The organism is Streptomyces beijiangensis (assembly GCF_017315755.1).
In the GTDB taxonomy this organism is placed as follows: domain Bacteria; phylum Actinomycetota; class Actinomycetes; order Streptomycetales; family Streptomycetaceae; genus Streptomyces; species Streptomyces beijiangensis.
Map to the genome: position 1 here is coordinate 1 of NZ_JAFLRJ010000922.1, position 253 is coordinate 253.

Consider the following 253-nt stretch of genomic DNA (forward strand, 5'->3'; position numbering starts at 1 on the left):
GTCCCGTGCGAGGAAGGCCATGTTGCAGAAGGCGTGCGCCTCCAGGGCCGGGTCGCCGGAGACCCGGGCGGTGGCGAGGGCTTCCGCGTAGTGCGAGCGCGCATCGTCGAAGCGTCCCGAGTCGTGCGCCAGCCAGCCGACGGAGATGGCCAGTTCGCCCGCCCCCGCGTGCAGCCGGTCGGCCGCCTGCCGGCGGGCGGACCCCGCGTCGAGCAGTGCGTATGCCGTACGGCAGATCCGGCTGCTCGACGAC

Annotated in this window: 1 pseudogene; it reads right to left on the reverse strand. The window is 74.3% G+C overall.

From position 1 onward, the window contains the following. A pseudogene (locus J0695_RS39875) lies at nt 1-253 on the reverse strand (hypothetical protein); the annotation flags it as partial.